The sequence below is a fragment of the Citrobacter sp. wls757 genome (assembly GCF_005280935.1).
GTDB classification, from domain to species: domain Bacteria; phylum Pseudomonadota; class Gammaproteobacteria; order Enterobacterales; family Enterobacteriaceae; genus Citrobacter; species Citrobacter portucalensis.
This window is the reverse complement of sequence record NZ_SZWU01000051.1, coordinates 15,982-36,264: the sequence shown is the minus strand read 5'-3', so window position 1 is coordinate 36,264 and position 20,283 is coordinate 15,982. Positions and strand designations below refer to the sequence as shown.

Annotated in this window: 23 protein-coding genes and 1 pseudogene; 20 read left to right on the top strand and 4 right to left on the bottom strand. The window is 56.9% G+C overall.

The genetic code is table 11. The features are described 5' to 3' along the window. Positions 1–88: 88 nt before the first annotated feature. From yjdN to phnP, 15 genes are all read left to right on the top strand, one after another. Entirely contained in the window at positions 89–538 is a 450-nt protein-coding gene (gene yjdN / locus FDW94_RS14035) for a VOC family metalloprotein YjdN (protein WP_032942129.1), read from the top strand. 132 nt (positions 539–670) lie between these two features. Further along, the gene (gene phnC, locus FDW94_RS14030; protein WP_125363590.1) at positions 671–1,459 is read left to right on the top strand and encodes a phosphonate ABC transporter ATP-binding protein; all 789 of its coding nucleotides are present in this window, start codon (positions 671–673) and stop codon (positions 1,457–1,459) included. Between the two features lie 23 nt (positions 1,460–1,482). Then, the gene (gene phnD, locus FDW94_RS14025; RefSeq protein ID WP_060683108.1) at positions 1,483–2,499 is read left to right on the top strand and encodes a phosphonate ABC transporter substrate-binding protein; all 1,017 of its coding nucleotides are present in this window, start codon (positions 1,483–1,485) and stop codon (positions 2,497–2,499) included. Between the two features lie 133 nt (positions 2,500–2,632). Continuing rightward, the gene (phnE, locus tag FDW94_RS14020; protein WP_016155398.1) at positions 2,633–3,412 is read left to right on the top strand and encodes a phosphonate ABC transporter, permease protein PhnE; all 780 of its coding nucleotides are present in this window, start codon (positions 2,633–2,635) and stop codon (positions 3,410–3,412) included. 20 nt (positions 3,413–3,432) lie between these two features. Next, positions 3,433–4,158: a phosphonate metabolism transcriptional regulator PhnF gene (gene phnF / locus FDW94_RS14015; protein ID WP_020996086.1), complete on the top strand. Its 726-nt coding sequence runs from the start codon at positions 3,433–3,435 to the stop codon at positions 4,156–4,158. Continuing rightward, positions 4,159–4,611 (top strand): phosphonate C-P lyase system protein PhnG, encoded by a 453-nt coding sequence (gene phnG, locus FDW94_RS14010; RefSeq protein WP_137377765.1) that lies wholly within the window; start codon positions 4,159–4,161, stop codon positions 4,609–4,611. Further along, complete coding sequence (gene phnH, locus FDW94_RS14005) at positions 4,608–5,204, top strand: phosphonate C-P lyase system protein PhnH (RefSeq protein ID WP_008786957.1); 597 nt, start codon at positions 4,608–4,610, stop codon at positions 5,202–5,204. The genes phnG and phnH overlap by 4 nt, the downstream gene beginning before the upstream one ends. Further along, positions 5,204–6,271: a carbon-phosphorus lyase complex subunit PhnI gene (locus FDW94_RS14000; protein WP_003844770.1), complete on the top strand. Its 1,068-nt coding sequence runs from the start codon at positions 5,204–5,206 to the stop codon at positions 6,269–6,271. Before phnH ends, FDW94_RS14000 begins: the two co-directional genes overlap by 1 nt. 46 nt (positions 6,272–6,317) lie before the next feature. Next, positions 6,318–7,109, top strand: a complete 792-nt coding sequence (gene phnJ / locus FDW94_RS13995; protein ID WP_049259807.1) for an alpha-D-ribose 1-methylphosphonate 5-phosphate C-P-lyase PhnJ — start codon at positions 6,318–6,320, stop codon at positions 7,107–7,109. Further along, entirely contained in the window at positions 7,106–7,864 is a 759-nt protein-coding gene (phnK, locus tag FDW94_RS13990) for a phosphonate C-P lyase system protein PhnK (RefSeq protein ID WP_003844769.1), read from the top strand. Before phnJ ends, phnK begins: the two co-directional genes overlap by 4 nt. Before the next feature lie 121 nt (positions 7,865–7,985). After that, positions 7,986–8,672: a phosphonate C-P lyase system protein PhnL gene (phnL, locus tag FDW94_RS13980; RefSeq protein ID WP_003826708.1), complete on the top strand. Its 687-nt coding sequence runs from the start codon at positions 7,986–7,988 to the stop codon at positions 8,670–8,672. Next, positions 8,669–9,805: an alpha-D-ribose 1-methylphosphonate 5-triphosphate diphosphatase gene (phnM, locus tag FDW94_RS13975; RefSeq protein ID WP_126319496.1), complete on the top strand. Its 1,137-nt coding sequence runs from the start codon at positions 8,669–8,671 to the stop codon at positions 9,803–9,805. Before phnL ends, phnM begins: the two co-directional genes overlap by 4 nt. Positions 9,806–9,807: 2 nt before the next feature. Next, complete coding sequence (gene phnN, locus FDW94_RS13970) at positions 9,808–10,362, top strand: ribose 1,5-bisphosphokinase (protein ID WP_008786953.1); 555 nt, start codon at positions 9,808–9,810, stop codon at positions 10,360–10,362. Beyond that, positions 10,349–10,783, top strand: coding sequence for an aminoalkylphosphonate N-acetyltransferase (gene phnO / locus FDW94_RS13965; RefSeq protein WP_008786952.1), 435 nt, complete (start codon positions 10,349–10,351; stop codon positions 10,781–10,783). The genes phnN and phnO overlap by 14 nt, the downstream gene beginning before the upstream one ends. Positions 10,784–10,791: 8 nt before the next feature. After that, positions 10,792–11,550, top strand: a complete 759-nt coding sequence (phnP, locus tag FDW94_RS13960) for a phosphonate metabolism protein PhnP (RefSeq protein WP_137377764.1) — start codon at positions 10,792–10,794, stop codon at positions 11,548–11,550. A 52-nt stretch (positions 11,551–11,602) separates the two neighbouring features. On the opposite strand, the gene FDW94_RS13955 is transcribed toward phnP, so the two are convergent. The 4 genes and pseudogenes from FDW94_RS13955 to FDW94_RS13940 form a co-directional block, all read right to left on the bottom strand. Further along, positions 11,603–11,944, bottom strand: a complete 342-nt coding sequence (locus FDW94_RS13955; RefSeq protein WP_137377763.1) for a HigA family addiction module antitoxin — start codon at positions 11,942–11,944, stop codon at positions 11,603–11,605. Positions 11,945–11,964: 20 nt separating this feature from the next. Further along, positions 11,965–12,267 (bottom strand): annotated as a pseudogene (locus FDW94_RS13950) (type II toxin-antitoxin system RelE/ParE family toxin). Between the two features lie 156 nt (positions 12,268–12,423). After that, entirely contained in the window at positions 12,424–12,753 is a 330-nt protein-coding gene (gene yjdP / locus FDW94_RS13945) for a DDRRRQL repeat protein YjdP (RefSeq protein WP_003031807.1), read from the bottom strand. A 69-nt stretch (positions 12,754–12,822) separates the two neighbouring features. Further along, the gene (locus FDW94_RS13940) at positions 12,823–15,087 is read right to left on the bottom strand and encodes a hybrid sensor histidine kinase/response regulator (protein WP_060683104.1); all 2,265 of its coding nucleotides are present in this window, start codon (positions 15,085–15,087) and stop codon (positions 12,823–12,825) included. A 114-nt stretch (positions 15,088–15,201) separates the two neighbouring features. Between FDW94_RS13940 and FDW94_RS13930 the strand changes: the two genes are divergently transcribed. The 5 genes from FDW94_RS13930 to FDW94_RS13910 form a co-directional block, all read left to right on the top strand. Then, positions 15,202–16,725: a sugar ABC transporter ATP-binding protein gene (locus FDW94_RS13930; RefSeq protein WP_003844755.1), complete on the top strand. Its 1,524-nt coding sequence runs from the start codon at positions 15,202–15,204 to the stop codon at positions 16,723–16,725. After that, positions 16,718–17,713 (top strand): ribose ABC transporter permease, encoded by a 996-nt coding sequence (locus FDW94_RS13925; protein ID WP_008786947.1) that lies wholly within the window; start codon positions 16,718–16,720, stop codon positions 17,711–17,713. Before FDW94_RS13930 ends, FDW94_RS13925 begins: the two co-directional genes overlap by 8 nt. Positions 17,714–17,801: 88 nt before the next feature. Then, positions 17,802–18,743, top strand: coding sequence for an ABC transporter substrate-binding protein (locus FDW94_RS13920; protein ID WP_003826688.1), 942 nt, complete (start codon positions 17,802–17,804; stop codon positions 18,741–18,743). A gap of 120 nt (positions 18,744–18,863) precedes the next feature. Beyond that, positions 18,864–19,547 carry a D-lyxose/D-mannose family sugar isomerase gene (locus tag FDW94_RS13915; protein ID WP_032942114.1) on the top strand — a complete coding sequence of 228 codons (684 nt, stop codon included), beginning with the start codon at positions 18,864–18,866 and terminating at the stop codon, positions 19,545–19,547. A 14-nt stretch (positions 19,548–19,561) separates the two neighbouring features. Continuing rightward, positions 19,562–20,283: ketose 1,6-bisphosphate aldolase (locus tag FDW94_RS13910; protein WP_249358501.1), on the top strand; the 722-nt coding region annotated here is incomplete at its 3' end.

Here is a 20,283-nt window from a genome sequence, read left to right as displayed (position 1 = left end):
CCAGGCGGGAAGCTCATACTTCCCGCCTGGTTTATTTTTGCAGACGCTAACTACACTTAATTGGCTTCTTTTACCTGAGGTAAAGATTATGCCGTTAAGTCCCTATATCTCCTTTGCAGGCAACTGCGCTGACGCTATCGCCTACTATCAAAAAACGTTAGGCGCTGAGCTACTCTACAAAATCAACTTCGGTGAAATGCCCAAATCGGCGCAGGATAGCGAAGATGGTTGCCCTTCAGGCTTGAAATTCCCCGACACTGCCATCGCCCACGCCAACCTGCGCGTTGCGGGCAGTGACATCATGATGAGCGATAGCGCCCCGGACGGAAATGCTCACTACTCTGGCTTCACGCTGGTGCTCGACACGCAAAACGTCGATGAAGGCAAACGCTGGTTTGATAATCTGGCAGCAAACGGAAAAATCGAAATGGACTGGCAGGAAACCTTCTGGGCCCACGGTTTCGGTAAAGTGAGCGACCAGTATGGCGTGCCGTGGATGATCAACGTTGTCAAACAACAGCAACCCCCTACAGAGTAATCCAACGGGAGGCCAGCCCTCCCGTACTGTCATCAAATAGCGCTCAACTCTTCATCGTCGAGTAACCATCCCTTAACGAAAACGTCACATTGATCCGCCACGATGGGGCCACTTTTTTAGGGAGGCCGCATCATGCAAACGATTATTCGCGTCGAGAAACTCTCCAAGTCCTTCAATCAACATCAGGCGCTCAATGCGGTTGATCTGAACATCTGTTCCGGTGAGATGGTGGCTCTGCTTGGGCCGTCTGGCTCCGGCAAATCCACCCTTTTACGTCATTTAAGCGGTTTGATCACCGGTGATAAATCCCCCGGCAGCCGCGTCGAGCTGCTGGGCCGCACCGTTCAACATGAAGGCCGCCTGGCGCGCGATATCCGCAAAAGCCGCGCCCACACCGGCTACATCTTCCAGCAGTTCAATCTGGTGAACCGCCTGACAGTGCTGGAGAACGTCCTGATTGGCGCGCTCGGCAGCACGCCGTTCTGGCGTACCTGTTTTAGCTGGTTTAGCCAGGAACAAAAACAGCGTGCATTACAGGCGCTGACCCGCGTGGGCATGGCGCACTTTGCATACCAGCGCGTTTCCACGCTTTCGGGCGGTCAGCAGCAGCGCGTTGCAATCGCCCGCGCGCTGATGCAGCAGGCCAAAGTGATCCTCGCCGATGAGCCGATTGCTTCGCTGGACCCGGAATCCGCCCGCATCGTGATGGACACCCTACGCGATATAAACCAGACCGACGGCATCACCGTGGTTGTCACGCTGCATCAGGTGGATTACGCCCTGCGCTACTGCGAACGCATCGTCGCGCTGCGCCAGGGCAACGTCTTCTTTGATGGCAGCAGCCAGCATTTTGATAACGATCGTTTTGACCATCTCTACCGCAGCATGAACCGCATCGAACAGAGCGCGCAGGCTGCCTGACATCCCCACAATGAGGAATGGAAATGAGTTATAGAACAATTGCCGCGCTGGCTTTCACCAGCATGTTTAGTCTCAGCACACTGCTCACCCCGGCCCATGCCGAAGAGCAAGAAAAAGCGCTGAACTTTGGCATTATTTCGACCGAATCACAGCAAAACCTGAAACCGCAGTGGGAACCGTTCCTGAAGGACATGGAAAAATCACTGGGCGTGAAAGTGAACGCCTTCTTCGCCCCGGACTACGCTGGGATCATCCAGGGAATGCGCTTTAACAAAGTTGATATCGCCTGGTACGGCAACCTCTCGGCAATGGAAGCGGTGGATCGCGCTAACGGGCAAGTGTTTGCCCAGACCGTCGCCGCCGACGGATCCCCTGGTTACTGGAGCGTGTTGATCGTTAACAAAGACAGCCCGATCAATAACCTGAACGATCTGATCGCCAAACGTAAGGATCTGACCTTCGGCAACGGCGATCCCAACTCAACGTCAGGCTTCCTCGTCCCCGGTTACTACGTCTTCGCCAAAAACAACATCTCCGCCAGCGACTTCAAACGCACCGTTAACGCCGGACACGAAACCAACGCGCTGGCCGTCGCCAACAAGCAGGTCGATGTCGCCACCAACAACACCGAAAACCTCGACAAGCTGAAAACTTCCGCGCCGGAAAAACTGAAAGAACTGAAGGTGATCTGGAAGTCGCCGCTGATCCCGGGCGATCCGATCGTCTGGCGTAAAAACCTCTCCGAAACCACCAAGGACAAGGTGTACGACTTCTTTATGAATTACGGCAAAACGCCGGAACAGAAAACCGTACTGGAACGCCTGGGATGGGCACCGTTCCGCGCCTCCAGCGATCTGCAACTGGTGCCGATTCGCCAACTGGCACTGTTTAAAGAGATGCAGGGTGTGAAGGACAACAAAGGGCTGAACGAGGAAGAGAAAACCAGCAAAACCTCGGCATTGAAAGCGCAGCTCGATGACCTTGACCGTCTGACCGCCGCACTGGGCGCTATGACCAGCGTCACCAAAGCGGTGCAGTAAACCTGGTGACCAAATTGTAGGCCTGATAAGCGCAGCGCCATCAGGCAATGCAAGGGATTCCATGCCGGATGGCGGTGCCAGCACCTTATCCGGCCTACAACAGACCCGAAACATCGACACCCAGGAGCTAAACATGCAAACCATCACCGTCGCCCCGCCCAAACGTAGCTGGTTCTCGCTGCTGAGCTGGGCCATTCTTCTCGCCGTGCTGGTGGTCTCGTGGAAAGGTGCCGAAATGGCCCCGCTCACGCTGATCCAGGATTCCGGCAATATGGCGACCTTCGCCGCCGACTTCTTCCCGCCGGACTTCAGCCAGTGGCAGGACTATCTCGGTGAAATGGCCGTCACCCTGCAAATTGCCGTCTGGGGGACTGCCCTCGCCGTTGTGCTGTCGATTCCCTTCGGCCTGATGTGCGCCGATAACCTCGTGCCGTGGTGGATTTACCAGCCGATGCGTCGCCTGATGGACGCCTGCCGCGCCATCAATGAAATGGTCTTCGCCATGCTGTTCGTGGTCGCCGTCGGGTTAGGCCCATTCGCCGGGGTGATGGCGCTGTTTATCCACACTACCGGGGTGCTCTCCAAGCTGCTTTCCGAAGCGGTAGAAGCTATTGAGCCAGGTCCGGTAGAAGGCATTCGCGCCACCGGTGCCAACAAAATTGAAGAGATTCTGTACGGCGTTCTGCCACAGGTCATGCCGCTGCTTATTTCCTACTCGCTGTATCGCTTTGAATCCAACGTTCGCTCGGCCACGGTGGTCGGAATGGTGGGTGCAGGCGGTATTGGCGTGACCTTATGGGAAGCGATTCGCGGCTTTCAGTTCCAGCAAACCTGCGCCTTGATGGTGTTAATCATCGTCACCGTCAGCCTGTTGGATTTCCTTTCCCAGCGTTTGCGTAAGCACTTTATCTGATTAGCGAGGCATTGATTGCTATGCACTTGTCTACACATCCGACCAGTTATCCAACGCGTTATCAGGAAATTGCCGCGAGACTTGAGCAGGAGCTACGTCAACATTATCGCTGCGGTGACTATCTGCCCGCCGAGCATCAGCTTGCCGCGCGCTACGAGGTAAACCGCCACACCCTGCGCCGCGCCATTGACCAGTTGGTTGAACGCGGTTGGGTTCAGCGTCGTCAGGGCGTCGGCGTGCTGGTGCTGATGCGCCCGTTCGATTACCCGCTTAATGCCCAGGCGCGCTTTAGTCAGAATCTGCTGGACCAGGGCAGCCATCCCACCAGCGAAAAACTGCTGGCGGTGCTGCGTCCGGCCTCCAGCCACATTGCCGATGCGCTCAGCATAAACGAGGGCGATAACGTGATTCACCTGCGCACCCTGCGCCGGGTTAACGGCATCGCACTGTGCCAGATCGACCACTATTTTTCCGACCTCTCGCTGTGGCCGCTGCTGCAAGGCTTCAACAGCGGTTCGCTGCATGACTACCTGCGCGAACAGTCCGGTCTGACGCTGCTACGCACGCAAACGCGCATCAGCGCCCGCCGCGCGCAGGCCAAAGAGAGCAAGGTACTGGAAATCCCCAATATGGCGCCGCTGCTGTGCGTGCGCACCCTGAACCACCGTGAAGGCGAAGAACACGCGGCGGAATACTCCGTCAGCCTGACCCGCGCCGACATGATCGAATTCACTATGGAGCACTGAATGCATTTCGATACCGCCACTCGCCAGCGCTGGATGCGCGCGCTGGCTTACAGCAATGCCGATGCCCTGAACGCCCGCATCACCGCGCTCAAACTGACGCCGGACTATGAACTTATCCGCGCCCCGGAAAGCGGACTGATGCAGATCCAGGCCCGTATGGGCGGTACCGGCAACCGCTTCTTTGCCGGTGACACCACGCTAACTCGCGCAGTGGTACGCCTGAAGAGCGGCACGCTGGGTTACAGCTACCTGCTGGGACGCAATAAACAACATGCCGAGCAGTGCGCGGTGATTGACGCACTGCTGCAGGAACAAACGCATTTCCAGAACCTAATGGAAACCTTAATTGCCCCGCTGGAAGCGGAACGCGATGCGCTGATTAACGCACGCCGTACCGAAGTCAACGCCAGCCGGGTCGACTTCTTCACGCTGGTACGCGGAGATAACGCATGACACGATCTACAGCACTTCTGACCGCTTTTAATTTACCCGTTCAGGATGCTCAGCAGAGCTTTCGTCGCCTGCTGAAAGCCATGAGCGAACCGGGCGTAATCGTCGCCCTGCATCAACTGAAACACGGCTGGCAGCCGCTGGGTCTGGCGACCACCAGCGTGCTGCTGACCCTGGTCGATGGCGACACGCCGGTCTGGCTGGCGCCGTCGATGGATAACGATATTGCCCGCCAGAACCTGCGTTTTCATACCAACGCGCCGCTGGTGGATCAGCCGCAGCTGGCGGCCTTTGCCGTCGCCGACGAGCGCATCAGCAGCGAACAGCTTAACGCCCTCTCCGCCGGTTCAGCCGTCGCGCCAGAGACCAGCGCCACGCTGATTGTGCAGGTCTCTGGCTTAAGCGGCGGACGCATGCTGCGTCTGACCGGAGCGGGCATTGCCGAAGAGCGCATGATCGCGCCACAGCTGCCGGAATGTCTGATTCACGAACTCACCGAACGCCCGCACCCGTTCCCACTGGGGGTCGATCTGATCCTCACCTGCGGCGAACGCCTGCTGGCTATTCCGCGAACCACCCATGTGGAGGTGTGCTGATGTACGTCGCCGTCAAAGGGGGCGAAAAGGCGATAGCCAACGCCCACGCCCTACAGGAAAACCGACGCCGGGGCGATGAAACCATTGCTGAACTGAGCGTGGCGCAAATCGAACAGCAGATGAACCTGGCCGTTGACCGGGTGATGACCGAAGGCGGTATTGCCGACCGTGAACTGGCGGCACTGGCGCTGAAGCAGGCCAGCGGCGATAACGTTGAAGCCATCTTTTTGCTCCGCGCCTACCGCACTACGCTGGCAAAAGTGGCGGTTAGTGAACCGGTTAACAGCGCAGAAATGCGCCTTGAGCGCCGAATCTCGGCGGTCTACAAGGATATTCCCGGCGGGCAACTGTTGGGTCCAACCTATGACTACACCCATCGCCTGCTGGATTTTACCCTGCTGGCCAATGGCGAAACGCCGCCTCTGCGCAGCGCAGACGGCGCGCAGGATGCCTCCCCGCACGTCTTTTCCCTGCTGGCCAACCAGGGACTGGCAAAGCGTGAAGAGGATGATGGCGCGACACCCGACGACATCACCCGCACACCGCCGGTTTATCCCTGTTCACGTGCTTCACGCCTGCAACAGCTGATGCGCGGCGACGAAGGCTATCTGCTGGCGCTGGCCTACTCCACCCAGCGCGGCTACGGGCGCAATCACCCGTTTGCCGCCGAAATCCGCAGCGGCTATGTGGCACTGGAAACGGTGCCGGAAGAGCTGGGATTTGCGGTTAACGTCGGCGAACTGCTGATGACCGAATGTGAAATGGTCAACGGGTTTGTCGCACCAGAAAACGAATCCCCCCATTTTACCCGCGGCTACGGGCTGGTGTTCGGTATGAGCGAACGTAAAGCGATGGCGATGGCGCTGGTGGACCGTGCCCTACAGGCAGCCGAATACGATGAAACGGTCACAGGACCGGCGCAGGACGAAGAGTTCGTGCTGGCGCATGCGGATAACGTCGAGGCGGCGGGTTTTGTTTCGCACCTCAAACTTCCCCATTACGTCGATTTCCAGGCCGAACTGGAACTGCTCAAACGCCTGCAACAGGAGGCCACCCGTGACCACTAACCTCTCCGGCTACAACTTTGCGTATCTTGATGAGCAGACCAAGCGCATGATCCGCCGCGCCATTCTGAAAGCGGTGGCAATCCCGGGTTACCAGGTCCCGTTTGGCGGACGTGAGATGCCGATGCCCTACGGCTGGGGAACCGGCGGTATTCAGCTTACCGCCAGCGTGATTGGCGAGCCGGACGTATTGAAGGTGATTGACCAGGGCGCGGATGACACCACTAACGCCGTGTCGATTCGTAATTTCTTCAAGCGTGTGACCGGGGTGAATACCACTGAGCGTACGGAAGATGCGACGCTGATCCAGACCCGCCACCGCATCCCGGAAACGCCGCTGGTGGAAGATCAGATAATCATCTTCCAGGTACCGATCCCTGAGCCGCTGCGCTTTATCGAACCGCGTGAAACGGAAACTCGCACCATGCACGCGCTGGAAGAGTACGGCATCATGCAGGTGAAACTGTATGAAGATATCGCCCGCTTCGGCCATATCGCCACCACTTACGCCTATCCGGTGAAGGTCAATGACCGCTACGTCATGGACCCGTCGCCCATCCCGAAATTCGACAATCCAAAGATGGACATGATGCCAGCCCTGCAACTGTTTGGCGCTGGCCGCGAAAAGCGTATCTATGCCGTTCCACCTTACACCCGCGTGGAAAGCCTCGATTTCGACGATCACCCGTTTACCGTACAGAGCTGGGATGAGCCTTGCGCCATCTGCGGCTCAACCCACAGCTATCTCGATGAAGTGGTGCTCGATGACACCGGCAAACGCATGTTTGTCTGCTCCGACACCGACTACTGCCGCCAACAGAGCGAGGCCCTCAGCAAATGACGCAACCGCTGCTTTCAGTCAACAACCTGACCCATCTCTACGCGCCGGGCAAGGGCTTCAGCGATGTCTCTTTTGACCTGTGGCCAGGCGAAGTGCTGGGCATCGTCGGCGAGTCCGGTTCCGGCAAAACCACGCTGCTGAAATCGATCTCTTCACGGCTGACGCCGCAGAGCGGTGAGATTTTGTATCAGAACCGTTCGCTGTACGGCATGAACGAGGCCGACCGTCGCCGTCTGCTGCGCACCGAATGGGGCGTGGTGCATCAGCATCCGCTGGATGGCCTTCGCCGTCAGGTCTCCGCAGGCGGCAATATCGGCGAACGTCTGATGGCCACCGGCGCACGTCACTACGGCGACATCCGCGCCACCGCGCAGCGCTGGCTGGAGGAGGTAGAGATCCCTGCCTCGCGTATCGACGATCTACCCACCACCTTTTCCGGCGGCATGCAGCAGCGCCTGCAGATTGCCCGCAACCTCGTCACCCATCCCAAACTGGTGTTTATGGACGAACCTACCGGCGGGCTGGACGTTTCCGTACAGGCCAAACTGCTGGACCTGCTGCGCGGCCTGGTGGTGGAACTGGATCTGGCGGTAGTGATTGTCACCCACGATTTGGGCGTCGCGCGCCTGCTGGCCGACCGTTTACTGGTGATGAAGCAAGGTCAGGTGGTGGAAAGTGGGTTAACTGACCGCGTGCTCGACGATCCGCATCATCCGTATACCCAGCTGCTGGTGTCGTCGGTGTTGCAGAACTGATTTTTTGTTGTGCCGGATGGCGGCTATGCCTTATCCGGCCTACGGAGCGGCATTGGTTGTAGGCCTGATAAGCGAAGCGCCATCAGGCAATCGAACGCAAAAATGTCTAAAGAGGCTAAAAATGAACGCGATCCGCGTTGAAAATGTCAGTAAAACCTTTGTCCTGCATCAGCAAAACGGCGTGCGTCTGCCGGTGCTGCAAAACGCCACTCTGGACGTTAAAAGCGGCGAATGCGTGGTGCTGCACGGTCACTCGGGCAGCGGCAAATCCACATTGCTGCGTTCGCTGTACGCCAACTACCTGCCGGATGAAGGACACATCCACATCCGCCACAGCGATGAATGGGTCGATCTGGTGCAGGCCCCGGCGCGCAAAGTGCTGGAAGTTCGCCGTTCAACCATCGGCTGGGTGAGCCAGTTCCTGCGCGTGATCCCGAGGATTTCCGCGCTGGATGTGGTGATGCAACCGCTGCTGGATCTGGGGGTCTCCCGTGAGGAGTGTGCAGCCAAAGCAGCTAACCTGCTTACCCGCCTGAACGTGCCGGAGCGGTTGTGGCACCTGGCGCCGTCGACCTTTTCCGGCGGCGAACAGCAGCGCGTCAACATCGCTCGCGGGTTTATCGTCGATTACCCAATTCTTCTGCTTGATGAGCCTACCGCCTCGCTGGACGCCAAAAACAGCGCCGCCGTCGTCGCATTAATTGAAGAGGCGAAAGCCCGCGGCGCAGCAATTGTCGGCATTTTTCACGATCAAACCGTGCGCGACCGCGTAGCGGATCGTCTGCATCTGATGGGAACAACAGCATGATTATCAATAATGTAAAGCTGGTACTGGAAGATGAAGTGGTGCAAGGATCGCTGGAAATCGAGGGCGGAGTCATTCGCACCTTTGCAGAAAGTCCGAGCAGCCTACCTGAGGCGCTGGACGGCGAAGGCGGCTGGCTGCTACCAGGGCTTATCGAGCTGCATACCGATAATCTCGACAAATTTTTCACCCCGCGCCCGAAGGTAGACTGGCCTGCCCACTCGGCGATGAGCAGCCACGACGCGCTAATGGTCGCCAGCGGCATTACCACCGTGCTGGACGCGGTGGCAATTGGCGATGTGCGCGACGGCGGCGACCGTCTGGAAAATCTGGAGAAGATGATCAATGCGGTCGAAGAGACGCAAAAGCGCGGGGTCAATCGCGCCGAGCATCGCCTACACCTGCGCTGTGAGCTACCGCATCACACCACCCTGCCGCTGTTTGAAAAACTGGTCAGCCGCGAGCCGGTAACGCTGGTGTCACTGATGGATCACTCGCCAGGCCAGCGTCAGTTCGCCAATCGCGAGAAGTACCGCGAGTATTATCAAGGCAAGTATTCGCTCACCGACGAGCAGATGGCCCGCTATGAAGAAGAACAGTTAGCGCTGGCGGCGCGTTGGTCACAGCCCAATCGCACGGCGATTGCCCAGATGTGTCGTGAGCGCCAGATTGCGCTGGCGAGTCATGATGATGCCACCCATGATCATGTGCTGGAATCGCACCAGCTTGGCAGCGTGATCGCCGAATTCCCCACTACCTTCGAAGCGGCTGAAGCCTCGCGCCAGCATGGTATGAACGTACTGATGGGGGCGCCCAACATCGTGCGCGGCGGTTCTCACTCCGGCAACGTGGCCGCGCATAAGCTGGCTGAGCTGGGGCTTTTGGATATTCTCTCTTCCGACTACTACCCCGCCAGCCTGCTCGATGCGGCGTTTCGCGTAGCGGACGACGACGCCAACCGCTTTACGCTGCCACAGGCCATTCGTCTGGTGACCCGCAATCCGGCGCGGGCATTAAATCTCGACGATCGTGGCGTTGTTGCCGAAGGCAAACGCGCGGATCTGGTGCTGGCACACCGCAAAGGCGGCAACATCCATATCGACCACGTCTGGCGTCAGGGCAAAAGGGTATTCTGACTATGGGTAAACTGATCTGGCTGATGGGGCCATCCGGCTCCGGTAAGGACAGTCTGCTGGCCGAACTCCGCCAGCAGGAACCGGCGCAACTGCTGGTGGCGCACCGTTACATCACCCGCGCCGCCAACGCCGGGAATGAAAATCATATTGCGCTGAGCGAACAAGAGTTTTTTACCCGCGCCGGGCAGAACCTGCTGGCGCTGAGCTGGCACGCCAATGGCTTCTACTACGGCGTTGGCGTGGAGATTGACCTCTGGCTACACGCCGGTTTTGATGTGGTGGTCAACGGCTCACGGGCGCATCTGCCCCAGGCGCAGGCCCGTTACGGCACATCTTTACTCCCCATTTGCTTACAGGTTTCTCCGGCGATTTTACGCCAGCGCTTGCAGGCTCGTGGCCGGGAAAGCGAAACGGAAATCGCCGCCCGTCTTGAGCGCGCAGCCCGCTACGCCCCGTATGACTGCCACGTCCTGAACAACGATGGAAGTTTGCTACAGTCTGTCGATACACTACTCACACTGATGGGACGCAAGGAGAAGAAACATGTCTGTCTGTGAATTACGCCGCGCTACGCTATACGATACCGATGCGGTTTATGCGCTCATCTGTGAGTTGAAACAGGGTCAATTCGACCTGCAGGCCTTTAGTGCCGGATACGCCGCAAATCTGCAAGATCCCAATATGCACTACCAACTGGCGCAGCTCGACGGACAGGTCGTCGGCTTGATCGGTCTGCACCTGCAGTTTCATCTGCACCACGCTAACTGGATTGGCGAAATACAGGAACTGGTAGTGATGCCGCAGGCGCGAGGATTAACGGTGGGCAGTCAGTTACTGGCCTGGGCCGAAGCCACCGCGCGCGAAGCGGGTGCAGAGATGACCGAGCTTTCCACCAGCACTCAACGCCTTAACGCTCACCGTTTTTATCAGCGCGAAGGCTATACCCAGAGCCATTTTCGCTTCACTAAACCGTTGTAGGGGGAGCCATGAGTCTGACCATTACGCTGACGGGAACGGGCGGCGCGCAGCTGGTGCCGACATTTGGCTGCGACTGTGCGGCCTGCCAACGAGCACGCTTACAGGCGCAATACCGTCGACGCCCTTGTAGCGGGGTGGTCAGGTTCAATAATGCGGTGACGCTGCTGGACGCGGGGATCCCGCATCTGATGGACGACTGGCCGGCGGGCAGCTTCCAGCAGTTTCTGCTGACTCATTATCATATGGATCATGTGCAAGGGCTGTTTCCGTTGCGCTGGGGTGTCGGGGCGACCATCCCGGTGTACGGTCCGCCGGATAAACAGGGTTGCGACGATCTGTTTAAGCATCCCGGCATCCTCGATTTTAGCCATACCGTGGCACCGTTCGTGGTGTTCGACCTGCAAGGATTGCAGGTAACGCCGCTACCGCTCAACCATTCAAAGCTGACGTTTGGTTATCTGCTGGAGACCGCACATAGCCGCGTGGCGTGGCTCTCAGATACCGCCGGACTTCCCGACAAGACGTTGAAGTTTCTCCACAATAACCAGCCTCAGGTGATTATCATTGACTGCAGCCATGCCCCGCGCACCGAGCCACCGCGCAATCATTGTGATTTAAATACCGTTATCGCCTTAAACGAAGTTATCCGCTGCCCACGGGTGATCCTGACGCATATCAGCCATCAGTTTGATCTGTGGATGATGGAACATCCGCTACCAGTAGGGTTTGAGGCAGGATATGACGGAATGGAGATTGTGCTGGAGTAAGGAAATTTGCCGGATGCGATGAAAACATCTTATCCGGCCTACAAACAGATGATTAAGCGACTTTTTTTGCGCCGACATCTCGCTGCGCAATAAAATCTTTAACTGAAACAATCCGGTTCATTTCTTCTTGCGCCCGCATGTCATTTTCAACTTCCCACAGGTCAACCGCCGCCTGTAGGTTACGCCAGAAATCAACGGAGGTATCGAACGCTTTTGCCAAACGAAACGCCATATCCGTTGTTAATTTGCGATTATTGTTGACCAGTGCGCTCACTGTATTGCGGTGAACATGCAGAATTTCAGCCAGATCGTTGATTTTCAGATCAAGCGGTTCCAGGTATTCATATTGCAGGATATCACCCACAGTCGTTGGTTTTCTGGATGCCTGTTTCATATCGTTACCTTACGTTTTCTCTAATAGATGTGTGGATCTAAGTACACATCTTCGGCCTTACCATTAATCCATTTAAATATTAATCGGTACTGCTTGTTTACTCTGATTGAAGAATATTCCTGTAATTTTCCGGTTAACTCTTCATATCTGTTACCGGGTGGCGAGCGCAAATCCCGATGCGAAACAGCCGCATTAATGATATCCAGCTTTCTGGCTAATGCAGTGTGAATATCCGCAGGTATTTTTCTGTGCTATGTCGCCCGTTCAAAAAAATCTTCAAGCCATATATCCCGAAAATTTCTGATATTTAATGATTTAGACATTCCATTGCCAGCACCTTTTCCATAAGCATAGAGAGATTGTAGTGCATACATGCACTGTGCTCAAGTGCATTCATTAACATAAAATGGTGAGCCGTTGGGCGAGCAGGTAAATCCCTGCCAGAAAGATAAAATACCCATAAATTTAAATCGTTACCGCTAACGATCGTAATCTTCTTCCATTCTGCGCTCTTCGTCTTCTAACTGACGCCGTTCTTGATCGAGCTGGCGCTGACGGTCATCCAGTTGGCGACGTCGATCTTCAAACTGGCGGCGGCGATTGTCATATTGCCTGCGCCGGTCGTCACTCATCTGGCGCTGCCAGCTTTCGTCACGCGAATCATCATAATCCCGCCCGTTGTCCGGTTTGTATGCGTCGTTAATCGCCTGCTGAATATTACCAATGGCGTCATCGATAATATCCGCCTGTGCCGATACGGTGGTCAGCATTAGCAAACTAAAAAGAAGGAATGTCGCGGAGCGTTGCATAAAACCAGCCTCATCAAGAAACTCGCCCCACGGTAATCAAAGCGTATTTGCGCGGGTAGCGGAGGAATCTCAATTACGCGAATGCCGCAGCGCCTGCGCCAGTTCTCCCCGAGTAAAAGGCTTACGCAATAGCGCCACATCCGGCAACGCCGGGTTATGCGCCGGACGTAAATCCTGACCGCTTATCAGCAGGATGGACAACTGCGGATAATGTGCCTGGGCATGGTTAACCACATCCACGCCGCTTAAACCACCTGGCAGCATTAAATCGCTGATAAAAATATCAATCTCGGATGAAGCCGCCAGCATATGCATCGCCTGTTCCCCGTTTGCGGCCTCTAACGTCAGGTAGCCCAGCAGGTGTAATTGCTCGCACAACGTCTGACGTACATCGGCTTCATCCTCGAGCACCAGTACCAGTTTTTCACCGCTGTTCGCCGCATGTACCGCCACCGGTTCTGCCTGAGCCTGCACCGGCACAACGGCGCGAGGCAGTTGTAGCCTGACCGTCGTTCCCTGCCCGGGAGCGCTTTCAATCTCCACCCGACCACCGGACTGGCGCACAAAACCGTAAACCATCGACAGCCCCAGTCCGCTGCCGCTACCGGTCTGTTTGGTGGTGAAAAACGGCTCGAAGACCTGGGCTTTCACCTCCTGTGACATCCCGCTTCCCTGGTCGGCAACCTCCAGCATCACCATATCCTGCTTGCGCCCATCGCTGCGCGTGACCCGCTGATTCCAGGTACGGATTTTAATCGTGCCCGCCTGCCCGTCCATGGCGTCACGGGCGTTCATCACCAGATTGATAATGGCGTTTTCCAGTTGGCTGACGTCAATCCACGCGGGCCAGGCGGGAGACTGGGCTTCAATCTCCAGCGTCAACGTGGCCGGAAGAGAGTGGCGCATCAGTTCGCCCAGATTTTCCAGCAGCGTTTTCAGCTCCACCGCATGAGGGTGCAGCGACTGTTTGCGCGAAAAGGCCAGCAGTCGCTGGGTAAGCAGCGCCCCACGCTCGGCGGCTTTTAGCGCCCGATTGACCCGCGGCGCGTCGGGAGAATCCGGATCCACCAGATCCAGACTGCCAATAATAACCGCCAGCAGGTTATTGAAATCATGTGCTAATCCACCCGTCAGTTGCCCCACCGCCTTAAGCTTTTGGCTGTGCAACAGCGCTTCTTCCAGCCCCTGACGTTCGGTGCGATCGATTTCCATCTGGCTGGTTTTTTCTTTTAGCAGTCGGGTGGTGTGCTCCAGCGACGCCGTATTCCGGGCAAAGACGCTAAAGGCGCGGGCCAGCTCGCCTAACTCATCACGACGCTGCAGGGCCGGTACGCTGACGTCTGATTCACCGTGCGCCAGCCGGGTCATCGCCCGTGAAATGGCCGTCAGGTTGGAACCGAGATTACGGTAGATATACCACCCGGCAAAACCGGTGATCACCACCGCCAGCAACGCAAACACTAAAATAAACAACGCGCCGGATTGCAGTTCCTGATGGCTTTGCGCCACCCGTTGCTCTGAGATCAGCGCCACCTGCGAGGCATACTGATTGATATCGCTGTTGAGGATCGCCACCAGCGCTTTGATATGAAACATATACCAGTTGATGGCCAAATCGCTCTGCTCCAGCGCGGAAGAGAGCGGCTCCAGCTTATGCAGCTCCTGGTTGAAGTCGTTGAGGATACCGCTAATCAGCGGACTAGCATGGCGCAAGGGAAGCGCAGGCATCACCGCATCCAGTTGTTTCACCACCGAACGCGGCGTGGGCGTGTCGATGGCGGCAACAATTAAGCGGTCCATCTGCCCCAGCAGCGCATCATCCTGCGCGCCGGTCAACTTTTGCAGATGACGTAAATAGCTTTGATTTTGATACAGCGAACTGAGCAACGCGTTACGCTCCAGGTGTCGCCGCTGCCCGCGCTGCAACATCCCTTCTACGCTGCTTTGTAGTTCATTACTGCGCTGGATAATACGCTCGACCAGCACCGGCTCTTGCTGCGCCAGCGGCGCGGTAGCCAGTTGTTCCAGCGACTGCTTCAGCGCCCTTTGCGTCTCCTGCAGCCGCTCCGCTTCCCCTTTGTATTCCAGCGCCCCGACCACCTGCGACAACCGCACCGCCGCCGTCGCCACGTTCGCCGTATCCCGCGCCAGGTTCATGCTGCCGGTCATGTCGTCAACGGTTTGCTGCTGCACCTGCTCCTGAATCTGACTGGCATGCTGAAAACCCAGCACCGCCACGCCGCTCACCATCAGCGTGACAGCCACCACTAGCAGATTGAAGAACAGCAATCGTCCGCGCGCACTGGCGAGAAAGTGACGTCCCGGTTGCGGCATATCACGCTCCGTGAAGAAAAATCGCAATATGACAAATATGAACGGCTTCTGACATTTTGCATTTACATTCCTGTGATGGACTGCTGATATCGGCCACCCCACAGGAGATCCGCCATGAGCAGGACACCGGTTCTGGAGATGCGCAACATTGCTAAAGCGTTTGGCAAATTTTACGCGCTGAAAGGGGTCGATTTAACGGTCTGGCCGGGCGAGATTCATGCCCTGATGGGCGAGAATGGCGCGGGGAAGAGCACCCTGATGAAGATCCTCGCAGGCGCCTATACCGCCACCAGCGGTGAGATCCTGATTGACGGTCAGCCGTTTCACATTCGCGGTCCCAAAGATGCACTTAGCGCAGGCATCACGCTGATTTATCAGGAGATGCAGCTCGCGCCGAACCTGACGGTAGCGGAAAATATCTTTCTTGGCAGCGAGCTGTCGCGCGGCGGGCTGGTCCAGCGAAAAGAGATGGTCATGCAGTCACAGAAAGTCATCGACCGACTCGGCGCCCAGTTTAAGGCCAGCGACCGTGTGATGACATTGACCATCGCCGAACAGCAGCAGGTGGAAATTGCCCGCGCCCTGCACCGTAACAGCCGCATTCTGGTAATGGATGAACCCACCGCCGCCCTCTCCTCACGTGAAACTCACCGCCTATTTGAACTGATCATGCGCCTGCGCGATGAGGGGATGGCGATTATCTACATCAGCCACCGCATGGCGGAAGTGTACGAACTCTCGGACCGCGTCAGCGTCCTGCGCGATGGGCAATATGTTGGCAGCCTGACCCGCGACAAGCTCAACGCCTCGGAGCTGGTACGCATGATGGTGGGCCGTCCGTTGAGCGATCTGTTCAACAAAGAGCGCGATATTCCCTTAGGTAAAGCACGCCTCAATGTTCATCACCTGACCGACGGCCATAAAGTCCAGCCGTGCAGCTTACTGGTGCGCTCCGGGGAGATCGTCGGCCTGGCCGGGCTAGTCGGTGCCGGGCGTTCTGAACTGGCTCAGCTTATTTTTGGCGTGCGTAAAGCCATCGGCGGCATGATTGAAGTAGACGGTGAACCGGTAGTGATCCACTCCCCCCGCGAGGCGATTGACCACGGCATTGGCTTTCTGACGGAAAACCGCAAAGAACAGGGATTATTTTTAGAGCTGGCAGCGGCAGAAAACATCACCATGGCAACGCTGGAGCGTGACGCCAACTGGGGCATGCTCGATCGCAAAAAGGCGCAGGCTATTTCCGATGACGCCATCAAGCTGCTCAACATCCGCGTGCCGCACGCACAGGTACGCGCGGGCGGGCTGTCCGGCGGAAATCAGCAAAAACTGCTGATTTCACGCTGGGTCGCGATCGGCCCACGTATTTTGATCCTCGATGAACCCACGCGCGGCGTGGACGTCGGTGCCAAAAGCGAGATCTACCGGATCATGAACGATATGGCGCGCAAAGGCGTAGCGATCCTGATGATCTCCAGCGAGCTGCCGGAAGTCGTCGGTATGAGCGATCGCGTGTACGTCATGCGGGAAGGCAGTATTGCCGGCGAGCTGAACGGACAAAGTATTACCCAGGAAAATATTATGACGCTGGCAACCGGCGTGAACGACTCCCACCATCAGGCGGTACCCCATGAATAATCCAACCACTCCCCAGCAGGTGGCAAAATCCGCCTCCGCAAAAAAAATGCTGATGAGCGATCTGATGCAAACGGTCGGCATCTTACCGATTCTCATCCTGATTGTGGCGGTATTTGGCTTTATCGCGCCTAACTTTTTTACCGAAAGTAACCTGCTGAATATTACCCGTCAGGCCTCGATCAACATCGTGCTGGCGGCTGGCATGACCTTCATTATTTTGACCGGCGGGATCGACCTCTCGGTTGGCTCGATTCTCGGTACCACCGCTGTCGCAGCCATGGTCGTTTCTCTTATTCCTGAGCTTGCCATGCTGTCGATTCCGGCGGCGCTGATGCTCGGTCTGGTGCTGGGGCTGTTTAACGGCGCGCTGGTCGCTTTTGCCGGACTACCGCCGTTTATCGTCACGCTTGGAACCTATACGGCGCTGCGCGGTGCGGCCTATCTGCTGGCCGACGGAACAACGGTAATTAACTCCAATATCAGCTTTGAGTGGATCGGTAACAACTATCTCGGCCCGGTTCCGTGGCTGGTGGTCATTGCGCTAGCGGTGGTGGTGGTGTGCTGGTTCATTCTGCGCCGCACCACGCTCGGCGTTCATATCTACGCGGTCGGCGGCAATATGCAGGCCGCACGTTTAACCGGGATCAAAGTGTGGCTGGTGCTGCTGTTCGTCTACGGCATGAGCGGTTTGCTCTCAGGTCTTGGCGGGGTGATGAGCGCCTCGCGGCTGTATAGCGCCAACGGCAACTTAGGCATGGGTTACGAGCTGGACGCCATCGCGGCGGTGATCCTCGGCGGCACCAGCTTTGTTGGCGGGATCGGCACCATCACCGGCACGCTGGTGGGGGCATTGATAATCGCCACGCTCAATAACGGCATGACGCTGATGGGCGTCTCCTATTTCTGGCAACTGGTGATCAAAGGGGCGGTGATCATCATAGCGGTGCTGATCGACAAATACCGTACCCGACACCATCAAAGTGCATAGACAAGCTTACTGGCCTACTCATTCGTAGGCCTGATAAGCGCAGCGCCATCAGGCGTATAACAACAATACCCTACGTGAGGAAACGAGTATGCGTTTGAAGCCATTAGTAACCGCGCTCTGTGCTGGCGCCCTGCTTGCTGCAGCTCCGTTTGTGCAGGCAAAAGAACTGAAATCGATCGGCGTTACGGTGGGCGATCTGGCCAACCCGTTCTTCGTGCAGATCACCAAAGGCGCGGAGCTGGAAGCACGCAAGCTGGCAGGTGATAGCGTTAAAGTAACGCTGGTTTCCAGCGGCTACGATCTGGGTCAACAGGTGTCGCAGATCGACAACTTTATTGCCGCCAAAGTCGACATGATTATCCTTAACGCTGCAGACTCCAAAGGCATCGGCCCGGCGGTAAAACGCGCGAAAGACGCCGGGATCGTGGTGGTTGCCGTTGACGTGGCAGCGGAAGGCGCAGACGCGACCATTACCTCCGATAACACCCAGGCAGGTGAAATGGCCTGTAAATACATTACCGACCGCCTGAAAGGCAAAGGCAACGTCGTCATCATCAACGGGCCGCCGGTTTCCGCCGTCCAGAACCGCGTGGAAGGCTGCCAGACTGAGTTTAAACGCCACCCTGACATCAAGGTGCTGTCGCATAACCAAAACGCCAAAGGCAGTCGTGAAGGCGGGCTGGAGATCATGACCGCGCTGCTGGCGGCGAATCCGAAGATCGACGGCGTATTCGCCATTAACGATCCGACGGCGATCGGTGCCGATCTGGCGGCAAAACAGGCGCAGCGTAGCGAATTCTTTATTGTCGGCGTAGATGGATCCCCGGACGGTGAAGAAGCGCTGAAGCGCGAAAACTCACTATTTGTGGCGACTCCGGCACAAGATCCGCAGGTGATGGCTGCCAAAGCGGTCGAAATCGGCTATGACATATTGCAGGGGAAACCCGCCCCGAAAGAACCCGTACTGATCCCGGTGACGATGATCGATAAAAACAACGTCGGCAGTTATAAGGGTTGGACGGTTAAATAGCCCGCCACAACAACGCCGGATGGCGGCAAAAATGCCCTATCCGGCCTACAAGATCGCTATGAATTTGTAGGCCGGATAAGCGCGGTGCCATCCGGCATTATATTAAGGAGGATTCAGCCGATGAAACGCTCCGCAATAAACGAGATCCTTGGCCACACGCGCCAGTTTTTCTCTCAGCACGACGTGCATCTCCCCCCTTTTGCCAGCTTCCCCCCGACCCAATGGCGCAAGCTTGATGCTGCAGCCTGGAGCGAAGTGTTCGACCTTAAGCTCGGTTGGGATGTCACCGCATTTGGCGGCAACAATTTTGCCGCGCAAGGGTTAACGCTGTTCACTCTGCGTAATGGCTCGCCGAAAGGCATGCCTTACGAGAAATGCTACGCCGAGAAAATCATGCATGTTCGCGATGCGCAGGTCACGCCGATGCATTTTCACTGGCGCAAACGCGAAGACATTATCAATCGCGGCGGCGGCAATTTAATTGTGGAACTGTGGAATGCGGGGATCCGGGAACAAACGGAAGAGACCGACGTCAGCGTAGTGATTGATGGCTGTCGGCAAACCCATGCCGCGGGCAGTCAGTTACGCCTGACGCCGGGTGAAAGCATCTGCCTGCCGCCGGGCCTGTATCACAGCTTCTGGGCGGAAGAAGGTTTTGGCGACGTGCTGGTCGGCGAGGTTTCTTCTGTTAATGACGACGACCACGATAATCACTTTTTGCAACCGATCGCCCGCTATAACGACATTGAAGAAGACGAGCCGGCGCAGCTGGTGCTGTGTAACGAATATCGCCTGTTCCGCTAACCAAGGAGCGCATTATGCCGTTGATATCTCTCGCTGATGGCCTTGCACATGCCCGTGAGCATCGTTATGCCTTAGGGGCATTTAATGTTCTGGATTCACACTTCCTGCGCGCGCTGTTTGCTGCGGCAAAGCAGGAACGTTCGCCGTTTATCATCAATATCGCCGAAGTACATTTTAAATATATCTCGCTGGATTCTCTGGTCGAAGCGGTCAAGTTCGAAGCCGCGCGGCATGATATTCCGGTGGTGCTAAACCTTGACCACGGCCTGCACTTTGAGTCGGTAGTTCGGGCACTACGCTTAGGGTTCAGTTCAGTGATGTTCGATGGCTCCACGCTGGAGTATGAAGAAAATATCCGCCAGACCCGCGAAGTGGTAAAGATGTGCCACGCCGTCGGCGTGTCGGTGGAAGCCGAACTGGGTGCAGTCGGCGGCGATGAGGGCGGCGCGCTGTACGGCCATGCCGACGAGTCGCTATTTACCGACCCAATGATGGCGCGCGATTTCGTCGACAGAACCGGGATTGACGCGCTGGCGGTCGCCATTGGCAATGCCCACGGCAAATACAAAGGCGAACCGCTGCTCGACTTCCCGCGTCTGGACGCCATTCGCCAGCAGGCGGCAATCCCGCTGGTACTGCACGGCGGCTCCGGCATTAGCGACGACGATTTCAAGCGCGCGATTGAACTCGGCATTCACAAAATCAACTTCTATACCGGCATGTCGCAGGCGGCGCT